Genomic DNA, 16134 nt, shown 5'->3' with positions numbered 1-16134 from the left:
CCGATAGCAGGCAGGCGCTGGCAGGTCCGCCAACGCATTTCATTCCGGCGCCAACTGGTCCATCCGTATCCGGTTTGCGAACAGCGAGAATGCCAGCATGCCGGCCAGGCCGTTGGCGCGACTCACCCAATGCGGCAGCCAACGCGGCGGCTTCAATACACCGGACTCGAACAACGGCGCGAACGCCATCGCATCGGTCAGGCTCATCTTGCCGGCGAACAGCCATCGGCAGACCTGCAGGCGATCCTCGGCCAGCATGTGGCGGAAGAAGGTATGCACCGACACCAGCCCGCGCAGGTACACCGTGTCCTTGGTGAAGGCCAGGCCGCCACTCGGCGGCACACCGCGGAACACCCGCTGCGCCGAGGCGAAGCTCTCTTCCGGGTTCTGCCCGGCATCGCAGAAGTAGCGGAACACCTCGATGAAGTCCGCACCTTCGCGCGCCATCGCGATCGCCTCGGTACGCAGGCTGATGCGCTTGAGGCGCTCGATGTCGATGCTGCCGGTGATCTGTTCAGCGAACGTCGCCAGCCCTTCCTGGGTGGCGGTCACCCGTGGCGAGGACAGTGCCAGGCTCGGCAGCACAGGCTGCTCACGGCCGTTCAAGGCGGTCAGCGAATGCACCAGCGCTTCGTGGTGGAACAACTGCGCGCGGTCGTAGGCGCTGAAGCGCGCACTGGTGCGCAGGCGGATGCGGGTCGGGCCGGCGGCGGCCTTGGACACCAGCTCCGGATCGAGCTGCACCTGGATGATGCGCGACTCGAAGAACGCGTCCAGATCGTTCTGCAGCTGCAGCTGCAGGGCAATGGCCGAAACCGGCACCTGCTCTTCCGGCGCCAGCAGTTCGTGATCGAGTTCGGCAGCAATCTGGATGAAGTGACGCGCCGCTTCGCGCGTGCTTGGGCCATTGCCCGGCAGCGGCTGCTCGGGGGCGCCGAACAGCTGCACCGAGCAGGTATCGACCGCAGCCGTGCCCAACCCTTCCAGAAGCTGTGCGGCCAGGTCCCAGCTCTGCACCGACTGCCGCACGTAGTGACCCAGCGGATGATTCTCGTCACAGTCGGCAGCGATCGCGGCCAGCGCGCGGCGCTCTTCGCTGAAGTTGAGCCGAGGGTAATCCACCTTCGGCAGCACCGGCTGGCCACGCGCCACGCTGTCCAGGAACGGTGCCTGCAGCGTTGCCGGCCAGCTGGTCAGGCCCAGCAGGCGGATGCCTCCCACGGCCTCGACCAGGCGCGCATCGAGCGCTGCATGGTGGGCCACGTCACGGTCCAGCGTCGCGGTCGGTTCCATGCGCGGACTATAGCGCCCTGCCCTTGCTTTGGTAGGTGCCAACCTTGGTTGGCATCCGCCGAAGGCGGGCTTCGGACAGATTCGTGCCAACCAAGGTTGGCACCCACCCGAAGCAGGCAGAGGCGGGTTTCATTGCAGGGGTCAGAGCCCATTGCCGCGCGATGGGATCCGACCCCGCAGTACCGATCAACGCCTACGCGGCTTGCCGGCCGGGCGGAACTGCTGCCCCTTGCCCTTCCTGCCACCCCGCTCCTGCGCGGTCTCGGCCTGGCGAACGGCCAGCTTGGCCGCGGCGGCGGCCACTTCTTCCTTCAGCTTGAAGTAGTTCAGCAGCCGGCTTTCTTCAATCTCGCCCGCGTCGATCGCAGCACGCACCGCACAACCCGGTTCCTGCTGATGCATGCAGTCGTTGAAGCGGCACTGCGCCGCCAACGCTTCGATATCGGCGAAACCGCCTTCGGCCAGCGTCTCTTCACCGGTTGGCTTCAGTTCGCGCATGCCGGGGGTGTCGATCAGACAGGCGCCCATCGGCAGCGGCATCAGCGCGCGATGGGTGGTGGTATGGCGGCCACGCGAGTCATTGGCGCGCACCGCATTGGTCTTCATCCGCTGCTCGCCCAGCAGGGTGTTGGTCAGCGTCGACTTGCCGGCACCGGATGATCCCACCAGCACCACGGTGCGGCCCGGGCCCAGCCACGGTTCCAGCACCGCCACGCTGTCGGCATCCAGGCCGTTGATCGCATGCAGGGCGATGCCCTGCATCTCCAGCTCTTCCAGCACCGCCAGCGCATCCTCGCTGTATTCGGTCTGGTCGGCCTTGGTCAGCACAACCACCGGCTCGGCACCGCCACCGCCGACCAGCAGCAGGTAGCGCTCGATGCGACGCGGATTGAAGTCGGCATCCAGGCCACAGACGATGAACACCGTATCGATGTTGGCCGCGATCACCTGCTGGTGGTAATGCTCGCCGGCCGCGCCACGCTTGATCGCGGTACGCCGCGGCAGCAGGGCAACGATGCGGATGCCATCCAGCAGCACCCAGTCGCCCACCGCCGGCCGTTCGTGGCTGGGGAAGCGCGGGCGCTGCCATTCCGGCAGCGATTCGGCCTTGATCGCCGCATCCGGGCCATCGGCCACCACGTAGTGGGTGCGGTGCTGTTCGATCACCCGCGCCGGGCGGGCCTGCGGGTGGGCGGCCATCACAGCCTGCCACTCGGCCTGCTGCGCCGGGCCCGGCCAGGGCCAGCCGATGGTCTGCAGGGCGGTAAAATCGGGAGTCTGGGTCATCGCCGCCATTCTACCTGTGCCAGTGCCCCGCCAGCCCAACAACGGCAAGCCCTGGGGCCTTGCCATGCGCTGCAGCAATTCCGCTACCATGGAATCCCCATGCCATTCGACGGCCCACCGCCCATGTCCACCCCCTCGCCCAAGCCCCTGGTCATCCGCGAGCGCCTCTCCGAAGTGCGCTATGAAATCCGCGGAGAACTGGCTCGGCGAGCGCGGGAGCTGGAGGCGCAGGGTCGCAAGCTGATCAAGCTCAACATCGGCAACCCTGGTGCGTTCGGCTTCCGTGCACCGGAACACCTGCAGCGCGCGATCGCCGATGACATGGGCCGCACCGATCCCTATACCCACCAGCAGGGCCTGCCGGAAGCGCGTGAAGCCATCGCCGCGGCCTACGCCCGTCGCGGTGCGCCCGATGCACACCCGGACCGCGTGTTCGTCGGCAACGGCGTCAGCGAGCTGATCGACCTGTCGCTGCGCGCCCTGCTCAACCCGGGCGATGAAGTGCTGGTGCCCTCGCCGGACTATCCGCTTTGGTCGGCCTCGACCATCCTCAATGACGGCCGCCCGGTGTATTACCGCTGTGCGCCGGAGAACGGCTTCCAGCCGGACCCGAGCGAAATCGAGACGCTGGTGTCCTCGCGCACCCGCGCCATCGTGCTGATCAACCCGAACAATCCCAGCGGCGCCAGCTACCCGCGCGAGCTGCTGGAACGCGTGGTCGAGATCGCGCGCCGCCACAACCTACTGCTGCTGGTCGACGAGATCTACGACCAGATCCTGTATGACGACGCGGTGTTCCAGCCGGTCGCGCCGCTGGCCGGCGACCACCCGTGCCTGACCTTCAGTGGCCTGAGCAAGGTGCACCGCGCCTGCGGCTGGCGCGTGGGCTGGGCCCACCTGAGCGGCGACGATGCGCGCCTGGGCGACTTCCGCGCCGCGCTGGACCTGCTGGGCGCGCTGCGCCTGTGCGCCAACGTGCCGGGCCAGTACGCCATCGATGCTGCGGTGAACGGCCCGGACACCATCTCCGAGCTGTGCACCCCCGGTGGCCGCCTGTATGAAACCCGCCGCGCGGTGATCGAGGCCTGCGAAGCCAGCGAACACCTGTCGCTGGTCGCGCCCGCCGGCGCGCTGTACGCATTCCCGGCCGTGGTCGGTGCCGCCGCCAAGGGCTTCGACGACCACAATTTCGCGCTGGACCTGATGAATAACGAAGGCGTGCTGGTGGTGCCGGGCTCCAGCTTCAACGTGCCCTACCGCCATCATTTCCGCGTGACCCTGCTGCCGGAAGCCTCGGCGATGCGCGATGTGTTTGCCCGCATCGACCGCGTGCTGGCCCGCCGTGCCGAGGACGCGACCAAGGTCGTGCCGCTGAAGCCACGCCGCTCGGTGGCCTGAGCCGTGGCGCTGTCCTACCTTGCGCTGGGCGATTCGTACACGATCGGTGAAGCGGTGGCGGTCGAAGGCCGCTGGCCGCACCAGCTGGCCGCCGCCCTGCGCGCGCAGGGCGTGGACCTGGCCGAGCCACAGACCATCGCCACCACCGGCTGGACCACCGATGAGCTCGACGCCGGCATCGACGCAGCCGCACTGCAGGGCCCGTTCGATTTCGTCAGCCTGCTGATCGGCGTCAACAACCAGTACCGCGGCCGACCGCTGGACGAGTACCGCCTGCAGTTCCAGGCGCTGCTGCAGCGGGCAATCGGCTTTGCTGCCGGCCGCGCCGAACGTGTGCTGGTGCTGTCCTTCCCGGATTGGGGCACCACCCCGTTCGGTGCTGGCAGTGGCCGTGACCTGGCCGCGGTCGAGATCGAGACCGACGAGTTCAATGCGGCCGCTGAGGTGATCAGCACCCGGCTGGGCGTGGCCTTCGTCGATATCACCGACATCAGCCGCGACCGCGGCACCGATCCGGCGATGATCGCCGAGGACGGCCTGCACCCCTCGGCGCGGATGTATGCGCTGTGGAGCGAGCGGGCACTGCCGGTGGCCGCGCACCTGCTTGGCGGCACGGACTGAAGCGATGGACGGCATGCCACGGACTGGCACGCCGCTGCCCTGCACTCCTCTGACGAGCGCGCAGTCTCGCTTGATCGCCGAGGCATTCCGTCCGGCGCAGGCCTGGGGCAACCGCCGCGACTACTACTACGCCCGCAGCAAACTCGGCAGCGACCCCCTGTACGACGGCGTGTTGCAGCACCTGCCTGACGACGGGCAGCCGCTACTGGACCTGGGCTGCGGACTGGGCCTGTTGGCCCACGTGCTGCGCCAGCGTGGCGGTACCCAACGCTATCTGGGCGTAGACGTGGATGCCGCCAAGATCACGCGCGCCCGGCGCGCTGCCGCCGATCTGCACGATGTGCACTTCGACTGCCTGGACCTGCAGGCGTCGCTGCCGGCCCAGTCCGGGCACGTGTTGCTGCTGGACGTACTGCAGTATCTGGACGCAGGTCCGCAACAGGTGCTGCTGCGCGCGGCCAGTGCGCGGGTGGCGCCAGGTGGCCGCCTGCTGCTGCGGACGCCGCTGGCCACCGGCGATGGCCGCGACCGCACCACCCGGGTGGCCGACCGGTTGGCCTGGCTGGTTGGCTGGATGGGCACCCGGCCGCGTCACTACCCCGCCCGACAGGCGCTGCAGGCGACACTGGCCGAAGCCGGACTGCGGGTAACGGCGCCGCGGCCACTGCATGGACGCACCCCGTTCAACAGCTGGTTGCTGGTGGCGCACCGCATCCGCTAGCGCCGCGCCATGCCCGGCGGATTCCATCCATGCCGCTGCGCTCGCCGGGCGTGGCCCGGCGCTACCGGTTATCCGGCCGGCAGTTCAGCCTTCAACCCACGCTCATCCAGCGCCTGCAGCACGCGCTCGATGATCTCCAGGTTGTGGCCGTGCGCCGCACCTTCATGCAGCAGCACGATGGCACCTGGGCGCAGGTCAGGCAGCAGCCGTGCCAGCACGCCGTCCGGCGTGCAGTCGACCCCGTCGTAGCCGCGCGCGCTCCAGCCCACCCGGACCAGTCCCAACCGCTGCAGCACCGGCGCCACGAACGGGTTGGTCATGCCCACCACCGAGCGGTACCAGCGCACCGGCTGGCCACTCAGCGCCTGCAGTGCGTGCTGGCAGCCCTCGATCTCGGCATGCATCGCGGCCGGGCCAAGCCGCCAGAAGCGGGCCTGCGGGTGGCTCAGGCTGTGGTTGCCCAGGTCATGCCCGCGGCGCAGGATCTCCTGCACCAGTTCCGGCTGCGCCAGCGCGCGCGCGCCCACCAGAAAGAAGGTCGCACGCGCCTGGTGGCGGTCCAGCAGGTCGAGCACGGCACCGGTTTCCTGGCTGGGGCCGTCATCGATGGTCAGCCACACCGTGTTTCCGGCCTTCGGTAACCGGGCCAGCACGGGCGCATAGAAACAGCTGTTGGGCAGGAACACCGGCACCATGAACAACGCATGGCTGGCCACCAGCAGCGGCAGTCCCCACTGCCAGCCGGCCAGCACCCAGGCCAGGATCACGACCATCTGCGACGCCACCAGCCAGGGCAGCCAGCGCCAGGGGCGGGCCGGGATGCGATGCAATGTTCCTTCGCTGCTCATCCCCCATGATGCCATGGGGGTTAGAATTGACGATTCGAATTCCCGGAACCCCGACGTCCATGTCCCTCGATCCCGCCCTGCGTTCGCGCATCGAAACCATTCTCAACGACAACCGCGTCGTGCTGTTCATGAAGGGCCAGCCGTCGATGCCGCAGTGTGGTTTCTCGGCCAAGGCCGTGGGCGCCCTGCAGGACCTGGGCGTCGAGTTCGCCCATGTCAACGTGCTGGCCGACCAGGAAATCCGTGAAGGCATCAAGGCCTATGGCGACTGGCCGACCATCCCGCAGCTGTACATCGACGGCGAACTGGTCGGCGGCAGCGACATCGTGCTGCAGATGGCCGCCAGCGGCGAGCTGAGCAGCGTGCTGGGCCTGGCTGCGCCGGACCGCACCCCGCCGAACATCACCGTCACCCCGGCCGCCGTGGAAATGCTCAAGGGCGCGCTGGCCGACGCCCCGGGCGCTGCCCTGCAGCTGAGCATCGACGCCGGCTTCCAGCCGAACTTCCAGCTGGCCCCGCACGACGAAGGCGCGATCGCCGCCGAGTCCAACGGCCTGCGCGTGCAGTTCGACCTGGCCAGCGCCCGCCGCGCCAATGGCATCACCATCGACTGGGTGGACGACATCCGCGGCAAGGGCCTGGCGATCGACAACCCGAACGCGCCCAAGCCGGTGCAGGAAATCAGCGTGCGTGATGCCGACGACCTGGTGCGTGCCGGCAACATCACCCTGGTGGACGTGCGCCCGGCCGATGAGCGCGCCATCGCCGCGGTCGGCGTGCCGTTCAAGAGCTTCGACGGCAACGGCCGCGCCGAGCTGGAAGCCCTGCCCAAGGACACCGCGCTGGCCTTCATGTGCCACCACGGCGGCCGCAGCGCACAGGCTGCCGAGCAGTTCCGCGCGCTGGGCTTCACCAAGGTGTTCAACGTCACCGGCGGCATCAATGCCTGGTCGGAAGACGTGGACAACGGCGTGCCGAAGTACTGATCGGCACTGAAAAAGGGGACGGAGGGGATCAAGTCGTTTGAGGCACAAACGACTTGATCCCCTCCGTCCCCTTTTTCTTATCCGGCAAACCCGCCTTCGGCCAGGTAGTCCAGTTCTTCCGGCGTCGGAATGCGGCCAACCACCGCGTTGCGGTGCGGGAAGCGGCCGAAGCGGCGGATGATGTCGCGGTGCAGTTCGGCGTACTGCAGGTATTCCTTGTCACCCAGCACGTCGAACATCGCCACCGAGCGGTCCTGGTCCAGCGGATCCTCGGAATGTTCGAACGGCAGGTAGATGAAGGCGCGCAGCTTGGGCACCAGCTGCAGGTCCAGGCCTTCCTCGATGGCACGCGTGGCGTAGTGCCGCGCCAGGCCGTCGGTCGCATAGGAATGCGCGGTACCACGGAAGCAGTTGCGCGGAAACTGGTCCAGCAGCAGCATCAGGGCCAGCGCCCCTTCGGCACTGCCCAGCCAATGTTCGCGCGCGCGCGACGCCGCTGCGAAATGCTCGTCCAAAAACAACTGGCGGAACTGCGCGTCGAACGCGTCGTCGCGGGCGAACCACTTCGTAGGGCCCGCCTCCTTCCAGAATTCCACCACTTGCGCGGCAACGTCCATTACCTACTCCCAGGCCCGGACGCCCCGCGCCCGGCCTTCATCATCATTCGTCGAAGCGCAGGTGGCGGACCGACTTGCCGTTGCGCCGGATAAGCTTAAGCGCCTCGATGCCGATCTGGATATGGTTTTCCACGAACTGGGAGCTGACCTTGGCATCGGAGGCCTCGGTCTTGACCCCGTCCGGGATCATCGGCTGGTCCGAAACCAGCAGCAGCGCGCCGCTGGGGATGTGGTTGGCAAAGCCGGCGGCGAACACCGTAGCCGTTTCCATGTCGATGGCCATGCAGCGCATTGCCCGCAGCCGCTCCTTGAAGGCCTCGTCGTGCTCCCATACCCGGCGGTTGGTGGTGTAGACGGTGCCGGTCCAGTAATCGTGGCCGAGGTCGCGGATCATGGTCGAGACCGCACGCTGCAGCGCGAAGGCCGGCAGCGCCGGTACTTCCGGCGGCAGGTAGTCGCCCGAGGTGCCCTCGCCGCGGATCGCCGCGATCGGCAGCACCAGGTCGCCCAGCTGGTTCTTGCGCTTGAGGCCCCCGCACTTGCCCAGGAACAGCACCGCCTTGGGCATCACCGCCGACAGCAGGTCCATGATGATCGCGGCATTGGGACTGCCCATGCCGAAGTTGATCATGGTGATGCCATCGATGGTGGCACTGGCCATCGGCCGGTCCAGGCCGATGACCGGCGCACCGGTCAGCTCCGAGAACGTATGCAGGTAGCCGCCGAAGTTGGTCAGCAGGATGTGCTGGCCGAACTGGTCCAGCGGTACGCCGGTATAGCGCGGCAACCAGTTGTCGACGATTTCCTGCTTGCTCTTCATGGACGGTCCGGTACGGCGGGGGACCGGCTATTTTCGGCCAGCCGGGCGATGCCGTCGAGCAGCCGCATGCCACCATGTGAAGAAGGTCACTTGGCAAGCACGCCACCGCCCGGCTAGCGTCGGCGGCTGGACTACGCTGCGAGGGGAACTGCATGGCATCGACGTTGTTGCACGCCGGGGTGGCATTGGCGCTGCTTTCATTGAGCACGGCACCGGCAGTGGGCGTCTCGCGCTTCGTCGCCGATCCCTACCCCAGCACCTACCAGGCCCATCCCGATGCGCCAGTACTGATCCAGAACGCCACCGTGCTGACCGGCACCGGCCAGCGGCTGGACAACGCCGACGTGCTGCTCCGCGATGGCCGCATCGTCGCCGTGGGCCGCCAGCTGCAGGCCGACGCCGGCATCACCCGCATCGACGCGCAGGGCAAGTGGGTGACCCCGGGCCTGATCGACGTGCACTCGCATCTGGGCGTGTACCCCAGCCCCGGGGTTGGCGCGCACAGCGACGGCAACGAGATGACCGCACCGGTCACCGCCAATGTCTGGGCCGAACACTCGGTGTGGCCGCAGGACCCCGGCTTCGCCACCGCACTGGCCGGCGGCGTGACCAGCATGCAGGTGCTGCCAGGCTCGGCCAACCTGGTCGGCGGCCGCGGCGTGACCCTGAAGAACGTCCCGGCCATCACCTACCAGGCCATGAAATTCCCCGGTGCGCCGTGGGGGTTGAAGATGGCCTGCGGCGAGAACCCCAAGCGGGTCTACGGCGAAGGCAAGGGCGTGACGCCGGCCACGCGCATGGGCAACGTGGCCGGCTATCGCGCCGCCTTCATCGATGCCGCCGACTACATCGCCAAGAACAAGCCCAAGCCGGCCAAGCGCAAGGGCTGGTTCGGCAGTGACAAGGGCGACAGTGCCGGTGATGCCGGCGGCAAGCGCGATCTCAAGCTGGACACGCTGGCCGGCGCCATCGAAGGCGACATCCGCGTGCACATCCACTGCTACCGCGCCGACGAGATGGCCACCATGCTCGACCTGGCCAAGGAGTTCGGTTTCAAGGTCGCTGCGTTCCACCACGGCGTGGAGGCCTACAAGCTGGCCGACCGGCTGGCTGCCGACGGCGTCTGCGGTGCGCTGTGGGCCGACTGGTGGGGCTTCAAGATGGAAGCCTTCGACGGTATCCCGGAGAACATCGCGCTGGTCGACCGCCCGAAAAACAGCTGCGCCATCGTCCACTCCGATTCACCCGAGGGCATCCAGCGCCTGAACCAGGAAGCCGCCAAGGTGATGGCCTCCGCGCGACGCGCACGCATGCCGGAGATCACGCCCGAACGTGCCATCACCTGGATGACCGCCAACGCCGCCAAGGCGCTGGGCATCGAAGGCCAGACCGGCAGCCTGGAGGCCGGCAAGATGGCCGACGTGGTGGTGTGGAATGGAAATCCCTTCAGTTCGTACGCACTGGCCGAGCAGGTCTTCGTCGATGGCCGACGCTTGTACGACCGCAACGCGCCGCAAGCAACGCCGCGTTCCGATTTCCAGCTTGGCCAGGAGGTGCGCTGATGGGCGTGTTGAACAAGCGCCGCCGGGCATGGCCCGGCGCTACCTTGGTTGCGCTGTTGTTGATGACAGCCGCAGCCTCGGCGCAGGACCTGTTGGTGCGCAACGCGACGGTGCATACCGCCAGCGCGCGCGGCAGCCTGCAGAATGCCGATGTGCTGGTGCAGGGTGGCGTCATCCGCGCGGTGGGCAACGGCCTGTCGGCACCGGCCGGCGCCACCGTGGTCGAGGCCAATGGCCGCCCACTGACGCCTGCACTGTTCGGCGGCATCACCGAGACCGGCATCGAAGAAGTTTCCGGTGAATCCAGCACGGTGGACAGTTCGCTGAAGATCGGCGAGCAACCGCTGCGGCCGGAATTCGACGTCACCCTCGCCTACAACCCAGCCTCAGTGCTGATTCCGGTCACGCGGCTGGAAGGTATCGGCTTCACTGCGTTGGGGGCAGCCACCGGCGGTGGCTTCGTGGCGGGCCAGGGCGGCGTGATGCGGCTGGATGGCAGCATCGACCCGATCGGTCCGCGCGCGCTGTTCCTGCGCATCGGCGCAGCGGCCTCAGAACTGACCGGTCATTCGCGCGCCGCACAGTGGATGCTGCTGCAGCAGATGATCGACGAGGCGCGTGGCCAAGTGGCTGCGGACTCGCCGCATGCATTGCTGACCCCCGCCGGGCGCCGCACGCTCAGCCGTTACCTGGCCGGCCAGGGCCGCATCGTGGTGGAAGTGGACCGTGCCGCCGACATCCGCCAGCTGCTGCGCTGGGCCGCCCGCGAGAAAGTGAAGATCGCCATTGCCGGTGCCAGCGAAGCCTGGCAGGTGGCCCCGGAACTGGCCGCTGCGCACGTGCCGGTGTTCGTCGACGTACTGTCCAATCTGCCCGCAAGCTTCGACCAGATCGGTGCCACCCTGGAAAACGCTGCGCGCCTGCAGCGTGCCGGCGTAGCGGTCTCCTTCGTGCAGCGCGGCGACGCCAGCCACAATGCACGCAAGATGCGCCAGCTGGCCGGCAATGCGGTGGCCAATGGCCTGCCCTGGGCCGATGGCCTGGCCGGCCTGACCCGGGTACCGGCGCAGGCGTTCGGCGTGGCCGACCAGATTGGCAGCATCGAACCCGGCAAGCGTGCCGACCTGGTGCTGTGGGAAGGCGACCCGCTGGACGTGGCGCACTATGCCGAGCAGGTCTGGCTGGGTGGTCGTGCAATGCCGATGCGCTCACGGCAGACCGAACTGCGCGACCGCTACCTGCAGCGCAACGCGCAGCCCTGACCGCACACGAGGACACACCGATGGCCACACTGCGCTGGTATTTCGATTTCATCTCGCCCTATTCCTACCTGCATTGGCAGAAGCTGAAGCAGCTGCCGCAGTTCGCGCAGATCCAGACCGTGCCGATCGCCTTCGGTGCGGTGCTGCACCACCTGGGCAACCTCGGACCCGCGGAGATTCCGGCCAAGCGGCGCTTCATCTACCGCCAGCTGCTGTGGACCGCGCAGACCGAGGGCACGCCGCTGCGCTTCCCGCCGGGTCATCCGTTCAACCCGTTGTCCGCCCTGCGCCTGTGCCTGGCCGCCGGCGCCAGCGCGCAGGCGGTGGACGTGCTGTTCGACTGGATCTGGCGCGACGGCAATGCCGCCGACAGCGCCGAGGCGCTGCGCGAGCCCGGCACCCGGCTGGGCATCGATGATGTCGCCACGGCCATCGCCGAACCGGTGGTCAAGGAGCAGTTGCGGCGCAATACCGAGGCCGCGATCAGCGCCGGCGTGTTCGGTGTGCCGACCCTGGCCATCGACGGGGAACTGTTCTGGGGCAACGACGCCCACCCGCTGATGGCCGCGGTTCTGGCCGATCCTGGCCTGCTGCAGCAGCCCGAATGGCAGCGCCTGGCCAGCCTGCCGGTGGCGGTGCAGCGCAGTCGCTGAACAGGGCGTGGCGCGTTTCCCTCGCGCGCCTGGCTGGGATTTGAGATAGATTTCACGTTTCCGAACCTACAACCGCCCTGGAGGGGGAGCCGCGGATGCGCATCGGAATCGTCGTTGACTCGGCCTGCGACCTGCCGCAGGCCTTCATTGCCGAACACAACATCGTGCTGCTGCCGATCACCGTACGGATCGGCGAAGCGGTGCTGGCCGATCACCGCGATGAGCAGGCTACGCTGAGCTTCCTGCATGCGCATGTGGCCGAGCACGGTGCTGAAGCGGAGACCATTCCCTTCAGCGTCAACCAGATCCGCGACCTGTTCCTGCAGCAGCTGGTGATCGATTACGACCACGTGTTCTGCATGACCATCACCAAGACCCGTAGCCCGATCCACGACAACGCGCTGCAGGCCAGTTTCGCCATCCTCAACGACTACAAGCCGGTGCGTCAGGCGGCCGGCTACAACTCGCCGTTCGCGCTGCGCGTGCTCGACACCCAGAACCTGTTCGCCGCCCAGGCGGTGACGGCGGTGGAAGCGGTGCGCCTGCGCGACAGCAACGCCAGCGTGCAGCAGATCCGCGAGCGGCTGGAGGAACTGGCTGGCAACGTACACGGCTACATGGTCACCCGTGACCTGTACTACATGCGCGCGCGTGCGCGGCACAAGGGCGACCGTAGTGTCGGCCTGCTCAGCGCCGCACTGGGCAGCGCGCTGGACATCAAGCCGGTGCTGCATGGCTACCGCGGCGAGACCGGGCCGGTGGCCAAGATCAAGGGCTTCGACAACGCCGTGCAGAAGCTGTTCGCGGTGGTCGGCCAGCGCGTGCGCGCCGGGCTGATGACACCCACGGTGTGCGTCAGCTACGGCGGCGAGCTGGACGAGCTGCGCACCCTGCCCGGCTACGCGCAGCTGAAGGAAATCTGCGCCACCCATGGCGTGACCGTGTACGAATCGGTGATGAGCCTGACCGGCATGGTCAACGTCGGCAAGGGCGCGGTCACCGTGGGCTTCGCCGATGGGCCGCATCGGTTTGAATGAGGGCCAACGCAGGCTGGCATCTGCACATCGATTCCACCGCGACTGTGCCAGCCTTTCCACACTTCAAGGAGAACTCCATGCCTGCGCAGTACCACATCAGCCTGCCCGACCCGTCCAAGGCCCGCGGTAACGACCCCGACCTGTCCTTCCATTCGCAGGGTGCGGCCGGCTTCGCCGAAGAACTGCAGGATGCCCTGCGCAGCGGCACGCTGTTCGAGCGCTGGAAAGCCAAGCAGCCCGACCCGGATGCGGTGGAACCGCAGTGGGGCGTGACCGATCCGGAGGCCACCGTGACCGGCGAGCAGAAGGACCTGCGCATCAACCTGGTCGCCACCACCCGCATCGACAGTGACGTGTTCAAGCAGCGCCTGCGCCTGCTCGCCGGCAGCCACTGGGAGCTGCGCGACGTGCGTTGAGGCCATGCTCTGGTAGATGCCAACCTTGGTTGGCGCTTCTGAAAAAAGCTGCCAACCAAGGTTGGCAACTACCGACGAACCGCCGGGCATGGCCCGGCGTTTCCATTTCCCTACCAGCCACCGCCCAGCGCGCGGTACAGCTCCACCCGCGCGATCGCGGCGGTGGCCTGGCTTTTGGCCAGCGCGGCCTGGTTGTCCAGCGCAATGCGCTGGGTGGTCAGCACATCCAGCATGTCGACCACACCGGCCTGGTACTGCCGGCGCGCCGTACCCAGTGCGGTTTCGCTCTCATCCACCGCCACGTGCAGCTGCACCGTGCGCTGCTGCTCGGCACTGTAGCCATCAATGGCGTCGTCCACTTCATGCCAGGCCTGCAGCACGGTGCGGCGGAACTGCAGCGACGACTGTTGCTGCTGCAGCTTGCTCAGCGCCAAGTTGGCCTTCAACCGGCCGCCCTGGAAGATCGGCACGCTGATCGACGGCCCGATGCTGAAGCGGTGCGCGTTCCAGCCGTCCAGATCATCCAGCTGTTTGGCCTGGAAGCCAGCGTCGCCATTCAAGGTGATGCGCGGCAGGAAACTGGCCTTGGCCACGCCGATGCCGGCCGTTGCCGCATGCAGTGCCGCTTCGGCACGACGGATGTCCGGGCGACGCTCGGCCAGTTCACTGGGCAGCCCCACCGCTACGGTCGGCAACGCTGGCCAGTCACGGCGTGCATCCTGCAGCTGCGCGTACAGCGCCTGCGGCGGCTGGGCCAGCAGGAACGCCAGCGCATTGCGCAACTGCGATTCACGATGCCGCAGCGGCGCGATGCGTGCCTGCAGCGATGCCACCTGCGCGGACGCGCTGGACACCTGCAGCGTGCTGGCAACGCCCTGCTGCTGGCGTGCCTCGGTCAGGCGCTTCATGTCGAGGGCGATGCTGAGGTTGTCCTCGGTGATCGCCAGCAGCTGCCGTGTCGCACGCAGCTGCAGGTAGTCACGCGCGGTTTCCGCCAGCAGCGCAATGCGCACCGCGTGTGCATCCTCCTCCGCCATCTGCACGCGTGCATCGGCCGCTTCCACCTGTCGGCGCACGCGCCCCCACAGGTCCAGTTCCCAGCTCAGGCCGATACCGGTCTGGAACAGCCCATAGTCATCACGGCCGCCATTACCGGATGGATCATTCAGGCCCACTTCGCTGTTGCGTGCGCGCACGCCACTGGCGCTCGCGCTGACGCTGGGCAGGCGATCAGCGGTAGTGATGCCGCGTGCGGCGCGGCTCTGCTGCACGCGGTTGGCCGCCAGCTGCAGGTCCAGGTTGGCCGCCAGCACCTGGCTGGCCAGCTGGCCCAGCAGTGGATCATCGAAGCCGGCCCACCAGGCCGCGTCCTGGTCGATGGCGTTGCCGGCGACGGCCTCACCCTGCCAGTCGCTGGGCAGTTCCGCCTGCGGGCGCACGAAGTCCGGCCCCATCATGCAGGCAGCCAGGACCGTGCACACGCTGGCCGCAACGAAGGTGCGGAACACGGTGACCGCGCTCATGCACCCTCCTCGCCTTTGTGGCCCTGTTCGCGCTGCGCACTCTGCGCACGCGTGCCGCTCCCCAGGTCAACGCTGGCTTCCACCGACATGCCGGCACGCAGCTGCTCCAGCAGCGGCTGACCCGGCTCCAGCACGATCTTCACCGGAATACGCTGCACCACCTTGGTGAAGTTGCCGGTGGCGTTTTCCGGCGCTACCGCGGCGAAGGTGACGCCGGTCGCCGGTGCGATGCTGTCGATGTGCCCGCGCAGCGGCTTGCCCGGGAACACGTCCACCTTCAGTTCGACCTGCTGGCCGGCCTGCATGCGGGTCATCTGCGTTTCCTGGAAGTTGGCGACCACGAAGGCGCGCTTCAGCGGCACCACCGCAGCCACCGGCGTACCCGGGGTCAGGTAGGCACCCACGCGCACTGCGCGACGACCGACCACGCCATCGATCGGTGCACGCAGCACGGTGTGCGACAGATCCAGTTCGGCGCGCGCCTGCGCCGCATCGGCGCGTTGCACCGCAGCCTGCGCGGCCTGCACGCCCGCGCTGAGGATGTCGGTGCGCTGGCGTGCGGTCGACAGCGCGGCCTGGCCTTGCTGCAGATGCGCACTGGCCACGGCCTGCTTCGATTGCGCCTGCTGTGCGTTCTGTACGGTGCCGGCGCCGTCACGGGCCAGTTCGCGGTAACGCTGCTGGTCGGCACTGGCCAAGGTCAATTCGGAACGGCTGACATCGACGCTGGCCCTGGCCTGTTCGATCAGCGAGTCCTGCTGGGCCAGCGCGGCCTGCGCGTTGGCAAGCTGTGCACGGGCATTGGCCAGGTCGGCACGGGCCGCCTGCAGTGCTACCTGGTAGTCGCGGTCGTCAATGCGGGCAAGCACGTCGCCGGCCTTCACCGACTGGTTGTCCTCCACCTCCACGGCACTGACAAAGCCGGGAATCTTCGGCGCGACCAACGTGTAATCAGCCACCACGTACGCGTTGTTGGTGGCCTGGTGGCTGCCATCGCGCAGCAGCAGCCAGGCGCCGATGGCCAGGGCCAGCACGCCCAGGCCCAGGCCGGTGTGGAGAGTGGTTCTATTGATCGTCATGAGGGGGTTCC

Annotated in this window: 16 protein-coding genes; 9 read left to right on the top strand and 7 right to left on the bottom strand. The window is 67.8% G+C overall.

Annotated elements, in window-relative coordinates:
* Positions 1 to 39: 39 nt before the first annotated feature.
* On the bottom strand, positions 40 to 1293 hold the full coding sequence (locus AC07M7_RS10680; RefSeq protein ID WP_495207351.1) for a flavohemoglobin expression-modulating QEGLA motif protein: 1254 nt from the start codon (positions 1291 to 1293) through the stop codon (positions 40 to 42).
* 186 nt (positions 1294 to 1479) lie between these two features.
* Positions 1480 to 2589: a ribosome small subunit-dependent GTPase A gene (gene rsgA, locus AC07M7_RS10675; protein ID WP_426355188.1), complete on the bottom strand. Its 1110-nt coding sequence runs from the start codon at positions 2587 to 2589 to the stop codon at positions 1480 to 1482.
* A 114-nt stretch (positions 2590 to 2703) separates the two neighbouring features.
* Between rsgA and AC07M7_RS10670 the strand changes: the two genes are divergently transcribed.
* From AC07M7_RS10670 to AC07M7_RS10660, 3 genes are read left to right on the top strand one after another with little or no spacing between them, the layout of a single operon-like run.
* Positions 2704 to 3978: a pyridoxal phosphate-dependent aminotransferase gene (locus AC07M7_RS10670; RefSeq protein WP_253078693.1), complete on the top strand. Its 1275-nt coding sequence runs from the start codon at positions 2704 to 2706 to the stop codon at positions 3976 to 3978.
* A gap of 3 nt (positions 3979 to 3981) precedes the next feature.
* The gene (locus tag AC07M7_RS10665; protein ID WP_495207350.1) at positions 3982 to 4599 is read left to right on the top strand and encodes an SGNH/GDSL hydrolase family protein; all 618 of its coding nucleotides are present in this window, start codon (positions 3982 to 3984) and stop codon (positions 4597 to 4599) included.
* Positions 4600 to 4603: 4 nt separating this feature from the next.
* Entirely contained in the window at positions 4604 to 5320 is a 717-nt protein-coding gene (locus AC07M7_RS10660) for a methyltransferase domain-containing protein (protein ID WP_495207349.1), read from the top strand.
* Between the two features lie 68 nt (positions 5321 to 5388).
* Here the strand turns inward: AC07M7_RS10660 and AC07M7_RS10655 are convergent, their stop codons facing one another.
* Positions 5389 to 6168, bottom strand: coding sequence for a polysaccharide deacetylase family protein (locus AC07M7_RS10655; RefSeq protein WP_253078695.1), 780 nt, complete (start codon positions 6166 to 6168; stop codon positions 5389 to 5391).
* A gap of 59 nt (positions 6169 to 6227) precedes the next feature.
* On the opposite strand from AC07M7_RS10655, the gene grxD reads away from it, so the two are divergent.
* Positions 6228 to 7154, top strand: coding sequence for a Grx4 family monothiol glutaredoxin (grxD, locus tag AC07M7_RS10650; RefSeq protein ID WP_495207348.1), 927 nt, complete (start codon positions 6228 to 6230; stop codon positions 7152 to 7154).
* 77 nt (positions 7155 to 7231) lie between these two features.
* Here grxD and AC07M7_RS10645 read toward each other — a convergent pair whose 3' ends face one another.
* The gene (locus AC07M7_RS10645) at positions 7232 to 7771 is read right to left on the bottom strand and encodes a DUF924 family protein (RefSeq protein WP_495207347.1); all 540 of its coding nucleotides are present in this window, start codon (positions 7769 to 7771) and stop codon (positions 7232 to 7234) included.
* Positions 7772 to 7814: 43 nt separating this feature from the next.
* Positions 7815 to 8591 (bottom strand): AMP nucleosidase, encoded by a 777-nt coding sequence (locus AC07M7_RS10640; RefSeq protein WP_005414446.1) that lies wholly within the window; start codon positions 8589 to 8591, stop codon positions 7815 to 7817.
* A 152-nt stretch (positions 8592 to 8743) separates the two neighbouring features.
* On the opposite strand from AC07M7_RS10640, the gene AC07M7_RS10635 reads away from it, so the two are divergent.
* From AC07M7_RS10635 to AC07M7_RS10615, 5 genes are all read left to right on the top strand, one after another.
* Positions 8744 to 10153 (top strand): amidohydrolase, encoded by a 1410-nt coding sequence (locus tag AC07M7_RS10635; RefSeq protein ID WP_495207346.1) that lies wholly within the window; start codon positions 8744 to 8746, stop codon positions 10151 to 10153.
* Positions 10153 to 11415 carry an amidohydrolase family protein gene (locus AC07M7_RS10630; RefSeq protein ID WP_495207345.1) on the top strand — a complete coding sequence of 421 codons (1263 nt, stop codon included), beginning with the start codon at positions 10153 to 10155 and terminating at the stop codon, positions 11413 to 11415. Before AC07M7_RS10635 ends, AC07M7_RS10630 begins: the two co-directional genes overlap by 1 nt.
* A gap of 20 nt (positions 11416 to 11435) precedes the next feature.
* Positions 11436 to 12068 carry a 2-hydroxychromene-2-carboxylate isomerase gene (locus AC07M7_RS10625; RefSeq protein WP_495207344.1) on the top strand — a complete coding sequence of 211 codons (633 nt, stop codon included), beginning with the start codon at positions 11436 to 11438 and terminating at the stop codon, positions 12066 to 12068.
* A 95-nt stretch (positions 12069 to 12163) separates the two neighbouring features.
* On the top strand, positions 12164 to 13105 hold the full coding sequence (locus tag AC07M7_RS10620) for a DegV family protein (RefSeq protein ID WP_046983004.1): 942 nt from the start codon (positions 12164 to 12166) through the stop codon (positions 13103 to 13105).
* 77 nt (positions 13106 to 13182) lie between these two features.
* Entirely contained in the window at positions 13183 to 13521 is a 339-nt protein-coding gene (locus AC07M7_RS10615) for a hypothetical protein (RefSeq protein WP_005410998.1), read from the top strand.
* 110 nt (positions 13522 to 13631) lie between these two features.
* Here the strand turns inward: AC07M7_RS10615 and AC07M7_RS10610 are convergent, their stop codons facing one another.
* Both AC07M7_RS10610 and AC07M7_RS10605 read right to left on the bottom strand, forming a co-directional pair.
* Entirely contained in the window at positions 13632 to 15044 is a 1413-nt protein-coding gene (locus AC07M7_RS10610; protein WP_495207343.1) for an efflux transporter outer membrane subunit, read from the bottom strand.
* Positions 15041 to 16123, bottom strand: coding sequence for an HlyD family secretion protein (locus tag AC07M7_RS10605; RefSeq protein WP_428710274.1), 1083 nt, complete (start codon positions 16121 to 16123; stop codon positions 15041 to 15043). The genes AC07M7_RS10610 and AC07M7_RS10605 overlap by 4 nt, the downstream gene beginning before the upstream one ends.
* Positions 16124 to 16134 lie beyond the last annotated feature (11 nt).

The sequence above is a fragment of the Stenotrophomonas sp. GW821-FHT09E08 genome (assembly GCF_059416125.1).
The sequence above is the reverse complement of the archived record's forward strand: the minus strand, read 5'-3'. Positions and strand labels throughout refer to the sequence as shown.